General features: G+C 47.2%; 15 protein-coding genes. 11 read left to right on the top strand and 4 right to left on the bottom strand.

Annotation, left to right across the window (positions count from 1 at the left end; translation table 11 throughout):
- The 4 genes from FC51_RS10835 to FC51_RS10820 form a co-directional block, all read left to right on the top strand.
- The coding region (locus FC51_RS10835) for an MBG domain-containing protein (protein WP_155519319.1) at positions 1-2,024 on the top strand (2,024 nt) is incomplete at its 5' end.
- Between the two features lie 249 nt (positions 2,025-2,273).
- Entirely contained in the window at positions 2,274-7,514 is a 5,241-nt protein-coding gene (locus FC51_RS12300) for an MBG domain-containing protein (protein ID WP_057911305.1), read from the top strand.
- Between the two features lie 118 nt (positions 7,515-7,632).
- The gene (locus tag FC51_RS10825) at positions 7,633-9,027 is read left to right on the top strand and encodes a helix-turn-helix domain-containing protein (protein ID WP_057909038.1); all 1,395 of its coding nucleotides are present in this window, start codon (positions 7,633-7,635) and stop codon (positions 9,025-9,027) included.
- A gap of 75 nt (positions 9,028-9,102) precedes the next feature.
- Positions 9,103-9,702, top strand: a complete 600-nt coding sequence (locus FC51_RS10820; RefSeq protein ID WP_057909037.1) for a hypothetical protein — start codon at positions 9,103-9,105, stop codon at positions 9,700-9,702.
- A 133-nt stretch (positions 9,703-9,835) separates the two neighbouring features.
- Here FC51_RS10820 and FC51_RS10815 read toward each other — a convergent pair whose 3' ends face one another.
- The 3 genes from FC51_RS10815 to FC51_RS10805 are packed head-to-tail and all read right to left on the bottom strand — an operon-like array spanning position 9,836 to position 14,588.
- Complete coding sequence (locus FC51_RS10815; protein ID WP_057909036.1) at positions 9,836-11,317, bottom strand: glycosyltransferase; 1,482 nt, start codon at positions 11,315-11,317, stop codon at positions 9,836-9,838.
- 15 nt (positions 11,318-11,332) lie between these two features.
- Positions 11,333-13,087 carry a hypothetical protein gene (locus tag FC51_RS10810; RefSeq protein ID WP_057909035.1) on the bottom strand — a complete coding sequence of 585 codons (1,755 nt, stop codon included), beginning with the start codon at positions 13,085-13,087 and terminating at the stop codon, positions 11,333-11,335.
- The gene (locus FC51_RS10805) at positions 13,080-14,588 is read right to left on the bottom strand and encodes a hypothetical protein (protein ID WP_057909034.1); all 1,509 of its coding nucleotides are present in this window, start codon (positions 14,586-14,588) and stop codon (positions 13,080-13,082) included. Before FC51_RS10805 ends, FC51_RS10810 begins: the two co-directional genes overlap by 8 nt.
- 561 nt (positions 14,589-15,149) lie before the next feature.
- Between FC51_RS10805 and FC51_RS10800 the strand changes: the two genes are divergently transcribed.
- The 6 genes from FC51_RS10800 (at position 15,150) to FC51_RS10775 (ending at position 20,787) form a co-directional block, all read left to right on the top strand.
- Complete coding sequence (locus FC51_RS10800; protein ID WP_057909033.1) at positions 15,150-15,395, top strand: hypothetical protein; 246 nt, start codon at positions 15,150-15,152, stop codon at positions 15,393-15,395.
- A gap of 211 nt (positions 15,396-15,606) precedes the next feature.
- A complete protein-coding gene (locus tag FC51_RS10795) occupies positions 15,607-16,707 on the top strand; it encodes a hypothetical protein (protein WP_057909032.1) in 1,101 nt (366 codons plus the stop codon).
- Positions 16,708-16,824: 117 nt separating this feature from the next.
- Complete coding sequence (locus tag FC51_RS10790; RefSeq protein ID WP_057909031.1) at positions 16,825-17,886, top strand: hypothetical protein; 1,062 nt, start codon at positions 16,825-16,827, stop codon at positions 17,884-17,886.
- A 623-nt stretch (positions 17,887-18,509) separates the two neighbouring features.
- Positions 18,510-19,034, top strand: a complete 525-nt coding sequence (locus FC51_RS10785) for a TetR/AcrR family transcriptional regulator (protein ID WP_057909030.1) — start codon at positions 18,510-18,512, stop codon at positions 19,032-19,034.
- Entirely contained in the window at positions 19,034-20,098 is a 1,065-nt protein-coding gene (locus tag FC51_RS10780; RefSeq protein WP_057909029.1) for an ABC transporter permease, read from the top strand. Before FC51_RS10785 ends, FC51_RS10780 begins: the two co-directional genes overlap by 1 nt.
- Before the next feature lie 2 nt (positions 20,099-20,100).
- Positions 20,101-20,787 (top strand): ABC transporter ATP-binding protein, encoded by a 687-nt coding sequence (locus FC51_RS10775; protein ID WP_057909028.1) that lies wholly within the window; start codon positions 20,101-20,103, stop codon positions 20,785-20,787.
- Between the two features lie 399 nt (positions 20,788-21,186).
- On the opposite strand, the gene FC51_RS10770 is transcribed toward FC51_RS10775, so the two are convergent.
- Positions 21,187-21,552: a PaaI family thioesterase gene (locus FC51_RS10770; RefSeq protein ID WP_057909027.1), complete on the bottom strand. Its 366-nt coding sequence runs from the start codon at positions 21,550-21,552 to the stop codon at positions 21,187-21,189.
- 36 nt (positions 21,553-21,588) lie between these two features.
- Between FC51_RS10770 and menB the strand changes: the two genes are divergently transcribed.
- Positions 21,589-22,410 (top strand): 1,4-dihydroxy-2-naphthoyl-CoA synthase, encoded by an 822-nt coding sequence (gene menB / locus FC51_RS10765; protein WP_057909026.1) that lies wholly within the window; start codon positions 21,589-21,591, stop codon positions 22,408-22,410.
- Positions 22,411-22,420: the final 10 nt, after the last annotated feature.

Raw genomic sequence — 22,420 nt, 5'->3', positions numbered from 1 at the left:
AGGGCGGTACCAAGGTTTATAACGGTGATACCTCAACCGACCCAACCACCTTTAAGGTCGACCTACCAACAGGCTGGACAGCACCAACTTGGGACGCTTCCGACTTTGACGCTCAGATTACCAGTCAAAATGTGGGTAGCTACGATGTGAACTTGAGTGCAGCTGGAATTGCGAAGTTGAAGGCTGCTAATAAGAACATCACGATCAGTAACGATGATATTACTGGTGGTAAGTTCACGATTACCAAGGCTCCAATTACGATTACGGCTCCAACCATAAGCAAGACTTACGATGGGAAACCATACGGGACAATTACGGCAAAGGTTGATGGTAAGCCTGATAAAGGTGATGATCTCAAGTACACCATGACTGATATCAGTGGTGACATCAACGTCGGTAACTACGATATTACGGTTACTGCCAACGCAACTGATAATCCAAACTACACCATCACGACCGTTCCTGGTAAGTTGACGATTACATCAGTAACTGACGCTAAGGTAACGGTTGAAGGCAACACCAAAGTCTACGATGGTGATGCCTCAACGGATCCAACCATCTTCAAGGTTGATGTTCCAGAAGGTGTTACCGCGCCTACCTGGACTGCGGATGACTTTAATACTTCTGGTATTACCAGTCAAAACGTTGGTAGTTATGACGTGACACTAAGTGACGCCGGGATTGCCAAGCTTAAGGCAGCAAATCCTAACTTTAACTTTGCGGATAACGCTATTACCGGCGGTAAGTTCACAATCACCAAAGCACCAATTACCATTGCCGGCCCTACTTTGAATAAGAAGTACGATGGCAAGCCTTATGCCGAAGGATTTGACGCAACTATTTCCGGCAAACCAGATAAGGGTGATGCGCTTAAATATCAACTTGGCGATATCAGTAAGGACATCAACGTTGGTTCGTACGATATTCCGGTTACGGCGAGTGCAACTGATAATCCTAACTACAATATCACGGTTATCCCTGGTAAGTTGACGATTACCAAGGCCGATACGGTTACGTTGACAATCAAGTACGTCGATGAAAACGGCAATTCCGTTGCTCAATCAATCGTTAAGACTGATTTGAAAGACGGCGATCCGTACACATCATCGGCACCGGTTGTTCAAAAGTACTACCTCATCAAAACACCTAGTGATGCAAATGGAACTATGGGGAGTACCGATAAGACAATCAGTTACGTCTACAGACTGATTGGTGAATACATCGTGACGCCACCAACGGGTCATGGTGATGTAACCAAGACAGTTTATCCAAATGATCCAAACGATCCAGCAAAGATTACCACACCAACCACTGGAATCGTGGCCTACATTTCTGGATATGACGCAGTCGATGTTGACGGGAATGTCTTGAAGCTCGCGAATGCATCTGATCCAACTCAGGGTTACCTGCCACCAACAGCTCCGTACGCAACACCTGATAAGGATACGTACATCTACTACAGAAAGGCAACTCAACCGACTAACCAGCCGACAACGCAACCAACACAGCCGGTTCAGCCAACGCAGCAGCCGACAACGCAACCAACGCAGCCGGTTCAGCCAACACAACAACCAACCACACAACCAACGCAGCCGGTTCAGCCGACAAACCAGCCAACACAACAGCCAACGCAACAACCAACACAACAGCCGGCTCAGCCGACAACCCAACCAACTCCAAAGCCTAACAAGGTCACACCGACCCCATCGAAGCCAAATCACAATAATAACAACGGCAACAATGGCGGCAATGGATATGGTAACGGCAATGGCAACGGTAATGGCGGGATGCAGACGCTTACCAACCGCAATGGTAATGGTGGCAACGGTTCAGGAACATTCAACAATTTGAATCGATCTGGTTTGAATGGTCAAAGCAACAAAGCTAACACACAGTACCCAACTAATCGTTTGCCACAAACTGGTGACGATCAAAACGACGGAACAGTCATTCTGGGAGTCGTTGGGATGTTGAGTACCCTCGGGTTGGCAGCATTGCGGAGAAAGCGCCGTCGTGAAGACTAACCTTTCGAAGCAATGCAGCTGCTGACATTGTCGTTCTCCCTCAAGGCGGCAATGGCACAAAGCTGAATGGATTGCCTCTTTCCCCTGATTGAGTATCCATTTAACCCGAAGTGAGCAAGGAGTTCGCACCCTTGCTCATACATAGAACACATTTAATAGATTTTAGCCTATGAGGGTGGGCACACATAGAACACTTACGAGATTCTATTGAGGGGAATTTTAAAAGCCAAGAAATAGAGGGGTAATGTTATGAAACGGTATCAGTACGATGAAATAACGGAATCGGCACCAACTGTCACACGCTACAAGCTATATAAGGCGAAGAAACAGTGGGTGATTCAAGGCATGACCACAGTTGCATTACTGCTGGGTGCCCATGAAGCAGCGGTCCACGGAGTTCCGGGACTGCTTTCACCCAGCATTACAACGGCAAAGGCCGATTCCATTGATGACCAGAGCCAACCGACGAATACGCTTAACGGAGATGTTCAGGCGAGCCAGGTAAGCGATCAGAGCCAAGATACCAGCACAAACACGCCGGTAGCAACGATCGATTCTAGTTCGGAGCAAACAACCACGTCGGATCAGCAATCGCAAGCTGATAGCCAACAGACCACTAATAATCAAGCAACACAAGTTGAGAACAATCAAAATAATTCACAAACGACAGCGGTAACGAAAACCGCCACCAAAAAAGCTGCCCAACAAACTGTCACTAAAGCCAGTGTGTCGGCGACTAAAGCAACAGTTCAGAAAGTAAGTACGGTGAAAGTTAAAAACGCCGCCGATTTCAACAAGCAGGCCACTAAAGTTACCAAGCAGGCGCAGAAGGTGTCGGCGAGTGTTAACAAAGTCGTCAAGACGGATGCAGCCCGAGCCAATGCCAAATCAACGGACAAAGTTGTCCATAATTCTGGATTGGATGCACTTAAGGCCCACGTGGACAGCGAGGCTCAACAAGTCCAAGCAGCTTTGAAAGTTTCTACTATTAATAATGCTAAGAGTCTGACCCAGATGCAGGGTTCATTGACTCAGGCGAACAGTTTACTTCAAAGCATGCGCACGGAATTAGACGTTGCCAATCGCATGCTGCGTGAAGATAAGCAGGGCGTTGATGCCAAGCAGGTCGCCAGATCCAAACAAGCGCTACATAAGTTGGTGTTACCAGAAGGCACAACGGCAAAAGTTGACGAGTATGGCGACCTTGTCGTCTCAACAAGTAACCACGCAGGATATCAGGCAGTGTTGAATCAAATGAATTCGATGGGATTAACCAAGTCGTTTAGAAACGTTGTCGATCCGGTCCAATTTTACTATGGGTTGAAGAATTATACCGATGCGCAGATCTTAAGCGATGCTAAGTTAAATGTTAAGTCGGCATTAGGTTCACTGGACATTAATACTGATGGGAAAACCATTACTGATATGCCATTTGCGAACGGGGCTAATATTACCTTTTACAATAGCGTATTACCATATTGGACAAATCTACAAACAGCTTATAAATCCGGAAGCGCAGCTGATATTGTGGCGGCAGCAAGTGAATTCTTAGGGGCTAGCAACGCAATTAGTGATATTACAAGCGGTAACTACCAGGCGAACTCTGATCAAAAGCAGTCCACTAATGACACATCATTTGCGTTAATACTGAACGTCGATGAATTTGGCAATCCGATCTTTACAGAAGACTACAATTCAAGTGTTAAGGCTGGTGATTTGGTTAATAATCGTGGTCTTGTTGTGGATCCAACTGACCCTAGTACGGATAATGGCGCAACGCTATCAACAATCTTACTTTCACCTAGTGGCAATTCAAATCTGACTTACTTCACAGGTAAGGTCGGCACAGAGATTGCCAATCCAACGATTAACGAGACCGTCCCTAATTTCACGTATACCGGCAAGACGGATTACTTAACTGGTTCATCTAAGTTGGTGAGTGTGCTGGGTGGTACGACGATGCAGTTAGTTACGAACCACTGGCAGAGCAATACCACGCCAACTCCGACTGTGACCGCTATTAAAGCTCAAGTTGGCTCAGTTACGAAGACCGAGGATGGAACGACGACATTTACGACAGTCCCGACGGTCACATTGAGTGGCGAGAGTGGGTTGAAGGTGCCTAATCTGACCGTCTCTGACTTCGATTGGAGCCAGGTTCAAGCTGTTGCAGGGACTTATTCAATTACGTTGAATGACAGTGGAATTAAGAAAATTACTGACGCCAACACTAACACATCTCTAGCAACTTCAGACATCACGCCGGGCCAAGCAATTATTAAAGCGAAAGTGCCAACAGTCACTGCGATTAAAGCAACCGTTGGTAATGTGACCAAGACCGAAGATGGTACAACGGCATTTACCACAGTTCCGACGGTCACATTGAGTGGCGAAAGTGGGTTGAAGGTTCCTGATCTGACCGTCTCTGATTTCGATTGGAGCAAGGTTCAAGCTACGGCAGGGACTTATTCAATCACGTTGAATGACAGTGGGATTAAGAAAATTACTGACGCCAATGCCAATACATCTCTAGCAACTTCAGACATCACGCCGGGTCAAGCAATTATCAAAGCTAAGGAACCGACCATTGTTGCAATTAAGGCAACTGTTGGTAATGTGACTAAGACCGAAGATGGCACAACGACCTTTACCACAGTTCCGACAGTTACATTAAGTGGCGAAAGTGGTTTGAAGGTTCCTGATCTGACCGTCTCTGATTTCGATTGGAGCAAAGTTCAGGCAGCTGCAGGGACTTACTCAATTACGCTGAATGATAGCGGAATTAAGAAAATTACTGGTGCCAATGCTAATACGACTTTAGCAACTTCAGATATCACACCAGGTCAAGCAATTATCAAGGCGAAAGTGCCAACAGTCACTGCGATTAAGGCAACTGTTGGTAATGTGACTAAGACCGAAGATGGCACAACGACCTTTACCACAGTTCCGACGGTTACATTAAGTGGCGAGAGTGGCTTGAAGGTTCCTGATCTGACCGTCTCTGATTTTGACTGGAGCAAGGTCAAAGCGACCGCAGGGACATACTCAATTACGTTGAATGACAGTGGCATTAAGAAAATCACTGATGCCAATGCCAATACGACCTTGGCAACTTCAGATATCACACCAGGTCAAGCAATCATCAAAGCTAAGGCCCCAACTATTGTGGCAATTAAAGCAACCGTTGGTGATGTGACCAAGACTGAAGACGGCACAACGACATTTACTGACGTGCCAAGCGTTGCCCTTACTGGTGAAGCAGGGTTGAAGGTGCCAACGCTGAGTGCTTCTGATTTTGACTGGAGCAAGGTCCAAGCTACCGCGGGGACTTACTCAATTACGTTGAATGACAGTGGCATTAAGAAAATCACTGATGCCAATGCCAACACCACTTTGGCAGTTTCAGACATCACACCAGGTCAAGCGATTATCAAAGCCAAAGTACCAACAGTTGTTGCAATTAAAGCAACCGTCAGTGATATCACTAAAGATTACGATGGGACAACTTCATTTAATAAACTGCCTGAAGTTACTTTGAGCGGCAAATCAGTTTTGGCAACACCAACCTTTACGGCTGCCGATTTTGATTGGAGCAACGTTAAAGCAGACGCTGGAACTTATCACGTTACGTTGAACGCCAGTGGAATTAAGAAGATTACCGATGCCAACAGCAACACGACATTAGTGTCTGGAGACGTCACGGCCGGCACCGTCACGATCGACAAAGCTGCCGTTAAGATTACCGCGAACGATAGCGGCAAGACTCAAGGACAAGCAGATCCTCAGCTCACCGCAACCATTAGTGGTAAGCCAACTAGTGGGGCAGATCTGAAGTACTCGGTTACCCGAACAGCCGGTGAAACGCCGGGAACCTATGATATCAACGTGACATTTAACGCGGCTGATAATCCTAACTATTCGATTAACGTGACAAAAGGGACCTTCACGATTGTTGCGCCTGACACCATCCTGGCTACGGTTGGCAATGTCACAAAGGTTTACGACGGCACAACGGTATTTCCAACGACATCCTTACCAAAAGTGACACTGTCTGGTACCAATACCGTCATGCCAACCTTTACCCATGATGATTTCGATTGGAGCAAGGTTCAAGCGAATGCGGGTAGTTATCAAGTAACCTTGAACACGAATGGTCTCAAAAAGATTACCGATGCCAACAAGGGCGCCGCTGCTTCTGCTACCAACGGCGATGCCATTGTGACCAAGGCGGCCATTACGATCAAGGCCAACGATGGAACCAAGGTTGTCGGTCAAAAGGATCCTGATTTGACGGCGACGGTAACGGGTCAGCCGACGGCCGGTTCTAAGCCGGTCTATACGGTGACTCGAACAGCTGGTGAAACGGCTGGGACCTACGACATTATCGTGACCGCAAACACAACTGACAATCCAAACTACACGATTCAGACCGAAAAAGGGACGTTTACCATTACGGATGCCACGACTAATTTCAAATGGACAGCCGTATACGTTGACGGAAATGGCTTGCAACTCGCAACGCCTGAATCGGGTGCCAACTTGGCCAACGGTGCCAGTTACACCACGTCTGCCAAGTACATCGACGGGTATTATTTGACGGCTCATCCAGCCAACGCTTCCGGCAAGATTGCCAATGGCGACGTTACCGTCAAGTACGTTTACAACAAGGTCGGCAGCTACGATATTGTGGCGCCAAATGGTCAACGGACGACAATTGCTTATGCGGTTGATCACACCGATCCGACCAAAGTCTCAATTCCTACCAACCAAGTGGTGCCTTATGTCAGTGGCTACTATGCGGTTGGCCTGACCGGCAAATTATCGCTGGTTGATTCCAGCAATCCGGCGCTTGGATATAAGCTGCCAGCGTTTATCACCGCGAGTCTTAATACGCCAATCGTTTACGTTGCCGTAAATGGCGGCGGAGGCGGTGGTAACAACAATAACAGCGGTGGCGGCAACTCCGGCGGCGGATCGAACACACCAAGTAATAATAACAACGGCAATGGTGGTTCAAATAATAACAATAATTCCAACAATACAAATGGCAATACCGTCCCTGGTGGTAACACCACGCCAGGCAACGGCGGCAATACGCCAACACCAAGTCAGCCTAACAAACCGACTAAGCCAAACAAAGGAAGCCAGTCGAACAATGGCTCCAAGACAAATGGCTCAAATAAAGGATCTTCACAAAAACCTGCCAGAAACGGCAGTTCCACGCCACGGACGACGGCTGGTCAAAATGGCCAGCGCGGATTTGGCGGCTATACGACCAACGGCGTCAAACCGACACGGACTGGTTATCCGGTTGCCCAAGGTAACGAGATGACCGGGCGTGATCAATCGTCGCTGAAGAACATGCCAGTTTCCAAGGCAACGACGTTACCACAAACCGGTGACACCAACTCCTCAGCGATTTCATGGATTGGCGTTGCGCTGGTTGGATTACTCGGATTGTTTGGCTACAAGCGGCGCAAACATTCCTAGGACATTAACCCGTTTTCCACCTGTTTCACCAATATAATATGGCTCAACTGAGTGGTTGGACCGCTACACGTCCGGCCACTCGTACATAATCACGATGTAGAAAGAAGATGAACCGCCTTTGTTTATTGATATGCTGCTAACTAATCCGGAGCGCCGGCAATTACAGCTGCTGGAAGCAATTCGAGCCCAACAGCGGGTTGAATTTACCGAATTGTCCAAGCTGTTGAAATGGCCGTACGTCTCGACCCAACAGGTGTATCGCCGCTTGATGACCAACTATCATGCGATCACCGGCAAGAAAATATCCAAGAAGCAGTTAGTCGAGCAGTGCGACTTGATTGACCAAGTGCTGACACAGTATTTGGTGCGTCATTCAGTTGCCTATCGGTGCTTGTTGGCAGCGGTTCGTGAACAGCCCAAGCCATTGCTGCAGGTGGGCAGTACGACGATTTCCACGCGCCTGCATCCCTTTGTCGACTGGCTCAAGGATCACCATTTGACCTACAACATCCGTACCAATGAACTTCAAGGCGACGAACGGGTCATCCGCATCTTTGGCTGGCAGTTGTGCGAAATCGGCAATTTGGATCTGGAACTAACCGATGACGAAGCGAAATACATGGAAGCATTGGACAATTCATTGCCGACCAAAGCCAAGAAGTCACAGTCGGTGGAACGATACCTGCAGGTGACCGCAATTCGGCTGGCAAAGTACAAATATTTGACCCAGGAATCCCAGACGTTGCCCAAATCAAAACGCAACGAATTAATGCGGTTCACCAGCCTTCCTGAAAAATCCGAAAACATTAAGTTTAACTTAGCCGAAATCTATTGGCTGCAGTACATGGTCACGTACAGTCCCTACTTCGTTGATACGCACACCACCAAGATGATTCGGCCCAAGGAACGGGCGGTTTTGCCTTACCTCATCCAACTGGTGGTCAAGACGGTGATCACGCGAATGCAGGTTTACCGTTCACCGTTGTACTTTGAAGAACTTGACGAATTTTTAATGGAAGCCATTCAATTCGCAATCCTGTTGAGGCAGCCGGCGATTCAGTTGGATGAGCCCGATGATCTGGCTGACGTGCCTGAACTACACAAAATCATTGGCATGTTAACGCGAGACATTCCGGAACTCCGTCGGTTCGGTGACCTGATCATCCAAGAGTTGAACCGCTATCTGGCACCGTTTATTTCACAAAAGCACGTGGCGGTCAGCTACCCAATCAAGCTGGACGATTATACAGTCGGTGTTCTCCAGCAACGCCTGATGACCCAATTCATGACAATTGACTGGCGAATTTCTCAGGCACCAATTTCAAGCGAAGTGGCGACACCGCAGTTTGAAATTATTGCCGAACCGGACGCGCCAGCCAAGAACCAATATTATTGGCTGCCGTGGTTGAGCATTGAAAATAACATCCGATTACTGGTTCAAAAGATTAGCCGCTGGCTTCAAGGCGTTACCTGGCCGGCAGCTGGGACAAGTAAAGTTCCAGCAATGAAATAACTTAGAGTAAGGGGATTTTGATTTGAAAATTAGAAAAGCTGCTACCCAAGTGTTCAATGATCGGGGGAATCGGTCATGCTAATCACAATCATTGCCAGCCTGTTTGGCGTTCTCACCCTCGTTGGCATCGGCTTTTGGATTTGGGCCTATACCCACGAAGGGCCAACCGGGCTTGCGGCATTTTGGACGATTGTTGCGGTGGGTTGCCTAATTGTCAGCGTGGCTTATGGTGTCCATGCCCGGCATAATCAGCCGACCGAACAGACCAGAATTACCAAGTCGCAAAAGGATCTGAAGTCGAGCTCGTATTTTGCGGAAACGGCAAAGCAAAAACAGGCTAAAGAGCTTCAGCAGCGCCGAGAGAAGGCAATTTTGAAGGAATTACGCACGACTTACAAGAAAAATCTGGGCGATGTGACTTTTGACGCCAGCAAGAAACAGTACGTGATTCAGGTGACCAAGACCGGCTACCACAAGGCGTTGGTCATCGTGCGCAAGCACCCCAAGCAAAATAAAAAAGCCCTTAAGACGATCCGAAAGAGCTTTGTTGATGCCTCAAAGGCGGTGACCAAGACTGCTAAGAAATCCGGCTATTCACTATTGCTGAGGGACGGTTCTCGAAGCATTTTGGAAGTGAAGGACGGCCGGATTGTGGCTGACCGGTTGGTTGAGTGAGGTTGACGGTATTGGATGAATGAAATCAGTTGCTCGTTGAAGACAGCCAACGGAAAATGAAATAACGCAAAATAATAGACCTGGCAGGGGACTTAGAATCGTCCTTGCCAGGTCTTTTTCTATCAAATAATTGCTAAACACCTTCAATGACTTTTAACCAATCGGCCTTCACGCTATCTTCCGAAAATTGATTCAACGGAATCATGGACTGCCAGCTGTACGTTTTCAGCAGATCTTCATTGGTCAGTAGCGCCAAGAGCTTTTCATACATGCTTCTGATGTCATCTGCCGCCACCAGTTCACCATTGACGCCGCTTTCGACCATTTCACCAGGGCCGTAGTTGATATCGTAGCTGACAACTGGACAGCCGTGGCTGAGGGCTTCCAGAATCGCCATTGAGAAGCCTTCAAATTGGCTGGTCAGCGCAAGAACGTCGGCGTCCTCGTATACCTCCGTGAGGTCTTGAACGTAGCCGCAGAAGTGGATATAGTCGTCTGCCTGCTGGTCTTTAATCATCTGATGAAGATGGTTAACGGTTTTGGCATCACTTGTGGAATCCTCGTAACCGTAAATTTTCAAGTCGACTTCCGGCAGCTTTTGGTGCAGCATGATCGCAATGTTGATGATGTGGTCAAGCTGTTTGAGCTTGGTCACCCGGGCAACGGCGATGATTTGACCTGGGGTCCGGTTAGCGGTGCTGAAGGCTTTGGCGAATTGACGATTTGGAATGTAACTGACCGGGACCGTGTAGCTTTGGGTGCCGGGGATGCGGGCATGGACGTCTTCAGCCTCCGCTGTCGTTGACGAGATAATCCCAGTCAGCTTGTCGGTCATGTGCGCGATTTTTTTAACGTAGGGATAAAACTCTCCGTCACGCTTGGCGTTGGTGGTGAAGGTCGAATGCAAAATGATGTAGCGTTTGGCAGGCTGTTTCATCAGCTGAAACGGCACGACCGCGACGTCTTCTCGATCACTGTAAAACCGGGGGTCGGGATCGGCTTGGGCCAGACAATCCAGAAAGTAGGCCATCAGCTGGTCCATGTCATCGAATTGCAGGTGTTGATGCTGATGATAGAGCATAATCAAGCTCAAGATTGCCTGGTTGTCGGGGCCACCGTGATAGCGAAAGGTCAAAACCGGTTCGCCACTTTGAGTGTAATAAATCCGCGAGTTAAGCCGACTGCTATCATCAAAGTATTCTGAATAAGCCAGCCGGTTTTGATCGTAAAAGTCCCGGCGGTCGGTGAAGCCCCATTTATCTAAATAGTCAATGTAGTATAGCTCGTCTCCGTACGTTGAGACCTTGACGCGCGTTTTGCCATCAACCACGCCAACGTTATTTTCAATCGGCACGTCGGTGGCCTGCTTCAAAACGGCCTGGGTTGTCGGCATGGGGCCATCCGGGCTTCCCTGAAAATACTGAAACAGATTGATGACCCGACCGGAAATTCCCAGCTGGTTCCAAACTTGTGCGGCATCACGGACATAGTTGCGGGTCACAATCGCTGCCGGTTGGTCAAGGTCGTCAAATAATTTGAGGCGTTGAATTTCTGCGATTTCAATAGCTGAGGTGTAGGTGTCAATTTGGGAAGTTATAAAGTAGTGCACGGTCATCACACTCCAAACGCGTTATAGCTTATTTTCCTCATCAGTAGTGGTGCCAAAGTTGACCTTGCCGCTTAGAATCGAGAAGAAGACCCCCAGCTGGGTATGGCCGGGAAGGCCACCGGGAAATTCTCTTGCGGGCTGATGCGGCTTGATAATGGGATTGGTCAGCTTGTTTTGAGCTTGCACAGTCGAAGCGGCCAAATCCAAAGCAGCATTTCGGACAATCAGTGGTTGCTCGGTGGCGTCCAATCTGGGTTGGATATAGGGGACACTAGCGACTTGCGATTCCGGTTGGGCTTTGGCTGTTTCCTGGCTGGCCACGGGGTTGGCGACTCTCGATGCCGTGCGGACAACCGGGATGGTGTATTGAGCGACCAGGGTAAACGGATTTGTTTGGACCAGATCACGAAGCGCGATCGCCTCTCGGGTGTCGGGCGGTTGCTTCGGCTGCCGGTTGGGCAGGTTGGTGTAATCGTTGTGATTTGGTTTAAAGGCCGGCCTTGTGATAGTGACTGGTTCTGAGACAGGGGTTGGATTTTCGAAGACGATATTCGGTGAAAGCGTCGTCGGCTGGCTGGTGATTTGCTGCGTCAAAACGGGCGGCTGAGTCGGCGTAGGTTGCGGAACATCAGGTTCAACGGGGGCAATTGGCGTTATTGGAATAATCGGTGTGACCGGTATTTTCGTATAAACGTATTTGATGATCAACTCACCCTTGGCGTTGAGTTGTCCATAGTCAAATCCGGCGTTCCAAGACCCGCTGCTGGCTGCTGCCGCATTGCTGGTCAATTGGTAGTCAGCAAGTGTCGGCGCCAGTGTGGACCAACTATCGCCGTATTGAAGGCTATTTCCGTTGGCATCTGTCACTGGGATCAACTCGCCAATTTGGTTGCCGTTGGAATCAGTGGTTTGAATATAAATCGGGATAACCAGGCTTTTGGCAACGTTAGTGTATATGGTGCCGTTTGTGACCAGGTTAAAGGCAATATCGACGCCGTGGAAATTTTGCAGAAGGTACAATCGGTTGTCGGCGATCATTTTGTCCAGCAGCGTATTGAGATTGTTGTAAATTGTCTGTTGGTCAGCCACTTGGCTTTGCGTATCGGTCAAATTATTTTCGATGGTGTTCGCTAAAATAGTCGTGTCGGACAGCTGATAAGTTGTGTTGTGCAGACGGTTATAAGTTGCCAAGTATTGCTTGACCAACGCGTTGAGCTGAGCTGCCTGATCCTTGGTCGCTGCCGTTTTATCGGCACTTTTATTCGGGTTGGTAATTCCGTTGCTTGTGGTTGGTGAGTCTGTCGTCTCCGTTTCGGTCGTGTCGGTGCCCGCCTGGTCGGTTGTTGCGTCCGCTGAAGACGTGTCTGAATCCGCGCTGGAGGCGGATTTATCCGGTTGCGCAGGTTCATTTGAAGCATCACTTGACGTTGCGTTATCTGATGGCGTTTGCGGATCAGCGTTATTGGCTGCGGCGGCCTGATCGGCATCAGTTGTGGAAGCGTCGGAAGCCTCGGTTGAAGCAACCGGTTGTTTCGGGGATGCAGTTGAATCAGCTGTCTCAGCTTGTGGTACAGCCGATTGGTCGGTAGTTGTGGTGTCCGTTGTTGATTGCTGGTCGCTTTGAGCGGTCGACGGTTGGCCGGAATTTTGAGTGGGGGCGCTTGTAAAATCGTCAGCCTTAACATTGACTGGAGCGGCCGACAAAAAGCCCCACATGATTGGGATCATGCCGAGTCCAATGACTTGCTTGTATGATAACAATTGATGTTCAGACATCGTTTAGGTCCTCCCCGTTCAAAGCTGAAATTTTACCAACTAGATTTTGCACTTTTTCTTGTTTGTAGTGAATGATGGTATCGCCAAGGGCTCCCCAATCGTCAGGGGAAGGTGGATTACGCCAAATGATTTGGGCTTTTTTGACCGCCGTTGAGTAGAAGTCTGACAGATAAATGTCGGTTGCCCTGGTGAGATTCGACTCAATCACGATGTTGGCGTTTGCAAATCCCTTCAGCGTGTTGGTAATGTAATTGTTGTAGAGACTTCCCTGAGAAAAATCGACGCAGATGTGCACCTTATCAAGAACCATTTCCCTTGGAATCGTATTAATAAAGGCAAACATGTAGTCAAAGTACAGATTGGCGGACTCCCGCTTATTGAGGTGCATCATATTCTTGTCTTTGACTTGGAGAATGAAGTGATTAATAATCGCGTGGAAAATCGGGTACGTTTGCTTGAAGAAGTTGATTTGGTCCAAAGAAATGAAGGTGGTCGGTTCGATATACAGCGTGATGAACTGCAGGTGAATCCGGGATAAGTTTTTGTACAGTTGCGTGGTGTCAAAACTATCGGGGTCACTTAGGCCGCCCTCTGTTTTTAAAGCGTTGATCAGTTGGTCGGACAAATCGTAGGCCAAGGGGTAATCATCCTTGGTAAGGACGTCTTGGAGGCCGTCGACGTATTCTTGAGTCAGCAAAAACGTATACAGGTAGTTATTTTCTTCGCCCCTGAGCTTGCAGTTGAATTGATCTTCGATGAACTTTTGAATACTGGTGAGCTTTTCACGAACGGCCGGGGTCACGTGGGCCGGCGGGATGATCCGGTCGTTGATATAGTGGCCGTTTTGCATACGCAGAATCCAGACCTTGAGAAAGATTTCCAGCTTACTTTTTTGAACCGGCTTGATGAGAAATGAAAACTGGGCCTGAATTCGGATGATGAGATTGTTGATTTTTACGTTGAGGTCCTCAAACGGACTGTCAATGCCGTTAAAGGCAGTATAGAAGAATTCGAAAATATGTAACCTCAAAACGTATTCGTAATTATTGACGATGTTCGGTGAGTTGTAGAAATCCGAATCGTTGAGAATGCTTCGGAGTTGAACTTCTGTTGAGTAGAACTTCGTCTTACTGATAAAGTGTTTCTTCATGAAGGTGGCTTTTGAGACCATTTTGGATTGCAAAAAGTTGTATTGAAACAGCGCAAACAAGACCGACCGTTTGAGGTAGACCAGTCGAATTTCGTTCAGGACGGTTTTGGTGATGTTTTCGCCCTTTAAAACATTTTTTTCGGGTGTGGTGATTTGTGAATGATTTGAATACTGAATTTTGTCCAAGTCACGGTTAATGGACGTTAACAGCTGCGACAACTTATATTCAGAGATGGGCAGTTGATCCAGGACCGAAGAGATCGTCACGAGGCGGTCTCGTTTGGCGTAGAATCGTTGCAAAAGCATGTATGACAGCTGGTCGTTTTTCTCAAAGAAAAGTGTGTAATCCAATCCAATCCCCCCGTCATTTGTTGAGGCATGCTGGCATAAAAGCCAAAGATATGCTTCGTTATGTTAGAAATATGCTCGAAGCGCTCAAAAAATATAACATACCTATTATATGTGTACGATATTAATCAAATTATGGCCTAATTTGGAATGACCGTCAAATAAATTGTCTAGTATATTAATCCCTTGTGGCTCTAAGAATTGAGCGTTTTGTCTCCATAATTTGTACGTGCCGGCTTTCCCCACTTTTTGGCGATTATCCAAAAACTTGGGAATTTTCATTTTTGGCCTTTTAGGGTAATTTGAATCGATGGCAGAAAGAATTTCCAAGGCGTCTGTTTATTTCGGTTGACGGGTGATGATGGACTAATCGCTTCGAATTGTTGTTAGAGCGGTGATGTCGGCAATAAGTTACAGACCATGAGTGCAAATAGATGAGATAACGCGAGCATTAAAGTTATTCTTGAAATAAGAGACAGCTAATCTAAACGCCTATCTGCCCAATTTAGGCATATCTTCTCCAGTTGCTTATAATTAAGGTGTTTAAAATGAGGAGGGGTATAAATGGATTATGATTTGATTGACCTTGGGGGATTTACCCGGAAGAATACCAAGATTCTGGCAGATACACCGGACTATCAACGCACACGAACGGTGTTTGATCACCGGCTGATTTTAATCACTGAAGTGGATAAAAAAGACCAAAAGATTAAAGTCAGCTCTAATTTCGAATGGGAAAAGGTTGGCAAGAAGTTTCGACCAAACGTATCACTGCACAATGCCAATTTTGTCGATCCGCTTGCAAAATAAGCCTTTACATACTGAATCAAACGCGTTACAACAGGCTCTGATACTACTGGAAGTTCCAGGCTTTCAATGTGTTCGGGGCCTGTTTTTTAGTTCTTACTATTACAAATCATTCATTAAAAACATTTACTTTCGTTAAGTAAAAGGATAAAATTATCTTTGTATCTGAATTTTATAAAATCTTAAGATTCATTCATTTCTGAGGGGGAATTGTATGAGGCTTTTTAAGGCGCTTATTTGCGCGATCTTATTTTTAGTAGTTGGGGCGCCAATCACGGCCCACGCGAAGTATCACGTTTACCACCAGCGATCGTCTGCGCTTCATAAAGGGTCACTGCGCAACTTGAATAACTCGAAGGTCCACTATGTTAAGGTGCCAAAACAGTATTACCATGTTTCAAATACCGATGACGAGCACACGATTAAAGCCGAACGCGGGACGAAGGTCACCTTTCGGACGCGGTATCTGTTGCCACTGCCTGGAAAAAATGGTCAGCGGTGGGGGAATCCGCAGTCAATTGCCATGAATGGGAAACATTATATGTACATTGTTTACTGCCCAACCAACCTACATAATAAGGGGCGAATTGTTCGCTTCAATATCAAAAAGCTTGACGCAATGGGGATTCAACTTCACCCACAGCAGTTGAAAAATGCTTACCATAAGCACCACGGCAAATATTCGAAGACCCAAAAACAAATTCACAAGTATATCAAGGTTGGCCCGATTTTTACGACCGGCCACGGCCAATCGCTGGCCTATAACTGGAAGAACCACGGGCTATACATGTGGCGGGACAAGGAAAAGGCTCCCCGAATTCCTGTTAGCAACTGGGGATACATCCAGCACATCAAGGCATCGACGTTGCGGCCGGACTACGCCATTCGTTTCCGACTCCACAGCCACGGCGTATCCGTTCCGGGTGGTCATGATCTCACCTTCGATCATTCCGGAAATGCCTATTTCTGGTCGTTTCCTGGTTGGGGTGCTTATATCTTTAAGGGGAAAATTCACCATAAATCAGTTCATTTCAGGTTGACGCATCAGGTGCTGAAGCATTTGCCCGGCACGCGCATTCAAAGCATGGGGTATAATCCTGTGCGCAAACGATTGTTAATGCTGTCGGACGCGTCAATTGCCAGCTTCCCGGCTAAGAAACTTAATGGTCACGGGCATCTGACGAATAACAGCTTTGAGTGGACTCAATTTGGGCCGAAGCGGGAATTTGAAGGGATTGCCTATGATGGCAGTTCTCGAGGCAACCTGCTGGTTAACCACTGTCCAGAGGTTCTTCAAGCTAACCATTCTTACTAGTTGGTGATGGGTGAAATTTTCATGCGGTAAGTGTTAATAATATCATTATTTCTCCCAAATGAGTGGTACAATTTTGTTATCAACATATCAAATCAACGACATATCTGGAGGGGTATTATGAAATTTGGTAAGTTATCCGTGGGAATAGCCACGGCAGTTTTGCTAGGGACATCATTTGTTGGGACGGTAGATGCTGCGACATACGTTCAACGCAGTAATGCCATCAGTCAGTATTCGGGTTCAAGTCTGCGAATTTTGAACAACAGTAACGTCCAGTTCGTTAAAGCAGGCAACTACGGTTGGTCGAAAAATCCATCCGGCCGCGAAACCATTAAGAGCGTTCATGGCACCAAGTGGACGTTAAAGACCAAGTATTTGCTGCCAAATACGCACATGGCATTGGGAAAATCCAGTCGGGATGTCACCAATCCGCAAGCAGCCGCATTTGGCGGTAAGTACCTGTTCGTCTTGTATGCGCCGCACCAATTCCACGGTAAAGGCTTTATTGTCCGCTACAATCGCAGTACCTTGGACAACATGAGCTTGAGCCAGGCACAAGATGCACTGACGAAGAAGACTGCTGGGATGAAGGTTGGGCCGATGTTCAATGTGGGTCACGGCCAATCGCTGGCATACAACAAGAAACAGCACGCTATCTGGATGTGGCGCGACCGACCTGATATGAAGCCGACGACTTGGTCGACGATTCAGCGGATCAGCATGTCGTCACTAAAACCGAACCGAGCCATCAAGTTCCACATGAATAATCGTGGGGCGATGGTCCCAGCAGGCCATGACCTGACCTTTGATAATTCAGGAAATGCTTACTGGTGGGGAATTTCGTCCGGCCACGTGAAGATTTATAAGGCCAAATTAGGCAGCCGGTCAATCCATGTGAAATTAACGAAGCAGCTCTTGCGGAAACAAACGGGAACCCACCAACAGGCCATGGGCTATAACCCGCATAACGGCAGATTGTATCTCGTTTCGGATGATTCGATCCAAACGCTGCCGGCACGGAAATTAAATGGTCGCGGTAGTTTGAGACCAAGTGACATTAAGTACACGCGGTTTAATTCACACCGTGAATTTGAAAGCATGATCTTTGATGCGTCGGGACACGCACTATTATTGTCGAATAGAAACCCAGAGTTGTTGAGGTCGACGACGGGGTATTAATGACCAGAGTGCGGAGCAAACCGGGTTACTTTTGAGCATTAGTTTAATTAGCGCCTTTGACGCGGGTCTTGCGTTGAAGGCGCTAATTGGACTAAGCGGAGAAAGTTGGTTTGCGTAGCACGTTTAGTGTGACGAGCAACGTTTTGACACGCCAAGTAGGCTAGGCGGTTTCACAGCCGTCGGAGAGCTAAGTGCGCTTTTATTTAAATCCTGGTTTTGGATTTGAATAAAAGTGTCTTAGATCGCAGTGTCAGTTGCGTCGGAACACATTTTATCCAAATAGCAGGGGATCACTAAGCAAATCAATATCCAAGATGGAATTTCAGAGTGTGACGAGCAGCGCCAGTTGCGTCGTCTAAAGGGCTAGACGCTGCACGTCGTTTGCGGTCGTCGGAACACGTTTTATCCAAATAACAGCAGATCATTAAACAAATCAACATCCAAATAACAGCAAAGCAACTCCAAAAGGCCAAGACAACCACAGTGCAAACCCGTTGCCTTGGCCTTTTTACGCACCCAAACATGGTACCGAAACATTTCCAAGCTAAATTGTTGACACGATGTCACTCACGTATTATACTCGGTTCATAGATTAATGACACGGCGTCATGTGGGAGGAAAACATGGTATCAACAACCTTTACTCATTTAAGTAACGAAAAGCAGACCAAGATTCGACAGGCACTACTAAAAGAATTTAGCGAACAGCCGCTGGCAATTGCGCAAGTTGCACCGATTGTGAAGACAGCCGGCATTGCGAGAGGGGCTTTTTATAAGTATTTTGATGATTTAATTGATGCTTATAAATATTTGTACGGCATTGCAATGCAGGACATTCACAGCGATATCCACAACAAAGCCAGTGGCCAGCTTGATCCGCAATTTTATTTGAATCAGGTCGAGGCTTTCGTCAAAGGGGCCCAGGACAGCCAGTATTTTGGCTTGATCAAGATGCATTTGATGAAGAACGAATCGCTGGTTTCACAGGACAATGTTGATCCGACAACGGTGAGCTCACAGGAATGGGCAACTATGATTTTAAGCCACGAAGCCATCAAAGAAATCGTCATTAATCCAAAGGAACAGCCAATTGTCATGCAAAGATTGGCTGAGGCATTAAATCTGTTAGCAGGGAAGGGGAAGAAATAATGTATTTAGCGCTTAAAGAAATCAGACACGAAAAATTGAGGTATGGACTGATTATCGCCATGGTCACCTTGATTGCGTATCTGATCTTCATTTTAACCAGTCTGGCATTTGGACTTGCCGGCGAAAATACGCAGGCGATTGAGACGTGGGATGCCAAGAGCATTGTCTTGAATAAGGATTCAAACATTAACTTGTCACAATCAACGATTACGAATGCGCAGGCTAAAAAAGACAACCTGACGTCTAAGGAATCGCTGATTGGTACAACCCCAGTGGTTGCCAAGTACAAGGGCAAGGAAAAGATTTCTGCATTATTTATGGGTACGCGAAAGAGCGACTTTATATACAAAGACTTGAAGGTGTCTTCTGGTCATCAGTTTAAAGGCGCGCATGAAGTCGTAGTTGATCAGAAATTTCAGGAATCGGGCTATAAGATCGGTGATAAGTTGACGTTAAACTCGTTTGGCCAAAAGTTTAAAATTGTTGGTTTTACCAAAAACGCCAAGTTAAACATTTCACCTGTGATTTACGGCACGCTGCCATCGTGGAAGGCAATCCGGGGGATGGGTAACGTGCCCGTGGCCGGAAGTGCGATTGTTTCACGAAACGCCAAGTATAACGCCCATAATTCCAATTTAAAGACGTATTCAATGAGTGAATTCACTAATAAATTACCGGGATATTCCGCACAAAATACGACCTTTGGATTCATGATCGGATTTTTGATGATTATTTCATTGGTCTTAATTGCGGTATTCCTATACATTTTAACGATGCAGGCGCTGCCGACATATGCAGTTCTGCGAGCACAAGGGATTCCAGCCCGGGCACTGGTCTCTACGATTACCAGTCAATCAGTCATCTTGATGGCTTCAGGAGTGGTTCTTGGTGGTGTGATTGCGGCACTGACGGGGTCGTTGATTCCAGTTGGTGTGCCAATGGCGTTTAACATTCCGGTTCTGATTTGGATTTCAATCGGCCTGATGATTATGGGAGTCATCGGTGCCGCCATCCCAGCCCAGAAGATTGCAACCGTCGACCCAGTGAGTGTGATTGGAGGTTAATCATGGCAGTTATTGAATTAAAAAAGATAAATAAAATTTTCGGAAGCGGCATCAGCCGGGTCCACGTATTACACGACATTGATTTCTCGGCCAATCGGGGCCAATTGATTTTGGTGGTTGGGCCATCCGGATCGGGCAAGAGTACCTTCTTGACGATTGCCGGTGGTCTTCAAACACCAACGTCCGGCTCGGTAGAAGTTGAGGGAAAGGCGGTTGAACAGTTAACCAAGGCCCAACGAGATAAGTTAAGATTGAACCAAATCGGTTTTGTCCTTCAGTCATATAATTTGGTACCGTATTTAAAAGTGAAAGAACAGTTTGAATTCGTTGATAAAGTTAAGCGTCAAGGCAACTTGAACAAAGAAGACTTGGCGGGCTTGTTGAAGCAATTGGGGATTTCCAATTTGGTCGACAAGTTCCCAGGTCAGTTGTCGGGAGGTCAAACGCAACGGGTGGCGATTGCCAGAGCGCTGTATGCCAACCCGGATATTGTGTTGGCGGATGAACCAACGGCGGCGCTGGACAGTCAAAAGGTTGAAGAGGTAGGCCAGTTGTTCCAAGACTTGGCAAAGCAACGAGATAAGGCGGTTGTGGTCGTAACGCATGATACCCGATTGTTGGAGTATGCGGATAAGGTCTATCAGATAATGGATGGAAAAATGACGGAGAGTGCGAAGCAAACCGATTAGCTTTCGAGCATTAGTGTAATAACGGCCTTTAACGCGGTTTTGCGTTAAAGGCCGTTATTGGACTAAGCGGAGAAAGCTGGTTTGTGTAGCACGTTTTTGGCTAGGTAAAAGGAAAGGTAAAACGAACATCTTCATCAAGTAGTGCGCCGAGCAACGGGTGATGCGGTTTCTAAGGGGGATTTAAGCAAAGCCCCGGAACTTGGGGCTTTGGTTGAATTCCCCTTAGAAGTTAGCATCAGTTGCGTCGTCCACAGGACTAGGCGCTGCACACTGTTTGCGGCCATCGAAGCACGTTTTCGCTAGGTAAAAGGAAAAGTAAAAAGGTTCGGCAATGAACGCCTTTGTTCATCTCCGAACCTTTTCTTTTACTCTGGAAGCTAACCGCTGTTTAGTCTACACTTATTTTTTGAGCGTCGTCAATGTGACCACACTGGTACTGGTCAGAACGTTGTTATTCGCAATTTCTACCTGCCAAGTCTGAATTCGATTGCCGACATGCAGCGGTTCCGCGGTCGCCACCAGGGTCCCTGATTTGGCCGGCATTAAATGTTGAGTTGAGATATTAATGCCGACCGCATATCGGTCCGAGTCGAGGAGCCCATTTGCCCCAATCGAGGCCGCCGTTTCTGCCAGGACCGAGTTGATCCCGCCGTGGACGATGCCATACGGTTGTTTGACAGAATCAGTGACTTCTAGTGATATAATAACTTTAGTTTTGCTGACGGAAACGGTTTGAATCCCCAGCAATTCAATTAAATTAGACAATTTATTCACACTCCATGGTTGAAAGGATAAAAACAAATGACTTCAGTTAAATGGGAAGCAGTTAAATCATACAAAGAAATTATTTTTGAACGGGCAGATAAAATTGCCAAAATTACCATGAATCGACCTGAAAAGATGAACGCATTTACGCCGGTCACCATCCAAGAAATGATTGACGCATTTAATATCTGTCGTGATGATAGCACAATTGGGGTCATTATCCTAACCGGTGCGGGCGACAAGGCCTTTTCTTCGGGTGGCGACCAAGGTGTTCGCGGTAACGGCGGATACGTTGGCCCAGACCACATCGCAAGGTTAAACGTGCTCGACCTTCAGCACTTAATTCGAATTATCCCTAAGCCGGTCATCGCTATGGTAAAGGGTTGGTCAGTCGGCGGCGGAAATATTCTTCAGCTGGTTTGTGATTTGACGATTGCCGCCGACAATGCGCAGTTTGGCCAAACCGGACCGAAAGTCGGCAGCTTTGACGCAGGCTACGGCTCTGGTTATTTAGCCCGGGTGATCGGCCATAAACGGGCCAAAGAAGTCTGGTTCCTAAATCATTTCTACAGTGCTGAAGAAGCGTTTCAAATGAACTGGATCAACAAAGTGGTGCCGCTTAAAGACGTTGAATCCGAAACCCTTGATTGGTGTTACGAAATCCTACAAAAGTCCCCAACTGCCCTGCGGTTTATCAAGGCGGCTATGAACGCTGACACAGATGGCTTGGCTGGCCTCCAGCAGCTGGGTGGCGATGCGACGATGTTATTTTATACCACGGACGAAGGAAAAGAAGGCCGGGATGCTTTTAATGAAAAGCGCAAGCCGGACTTCGACCAGTTCCCCAAATTTCCATAAAGAGGTTGAA

It is taken from the genome of Lentilactobacillus parabuchneri DSM 5707 = NBRC 107865 (assembly GCF_001435315.1).
Lineage (GTDB): Bacteria > Bacillota > Bacilli > Lactobacillales > Lactobacillaceae > Lentilactobacillus > Lentilactobacillus parabuchneri.
This window is presented reverse-complemented; position numbering and strand designations above follow the sequence as displayed.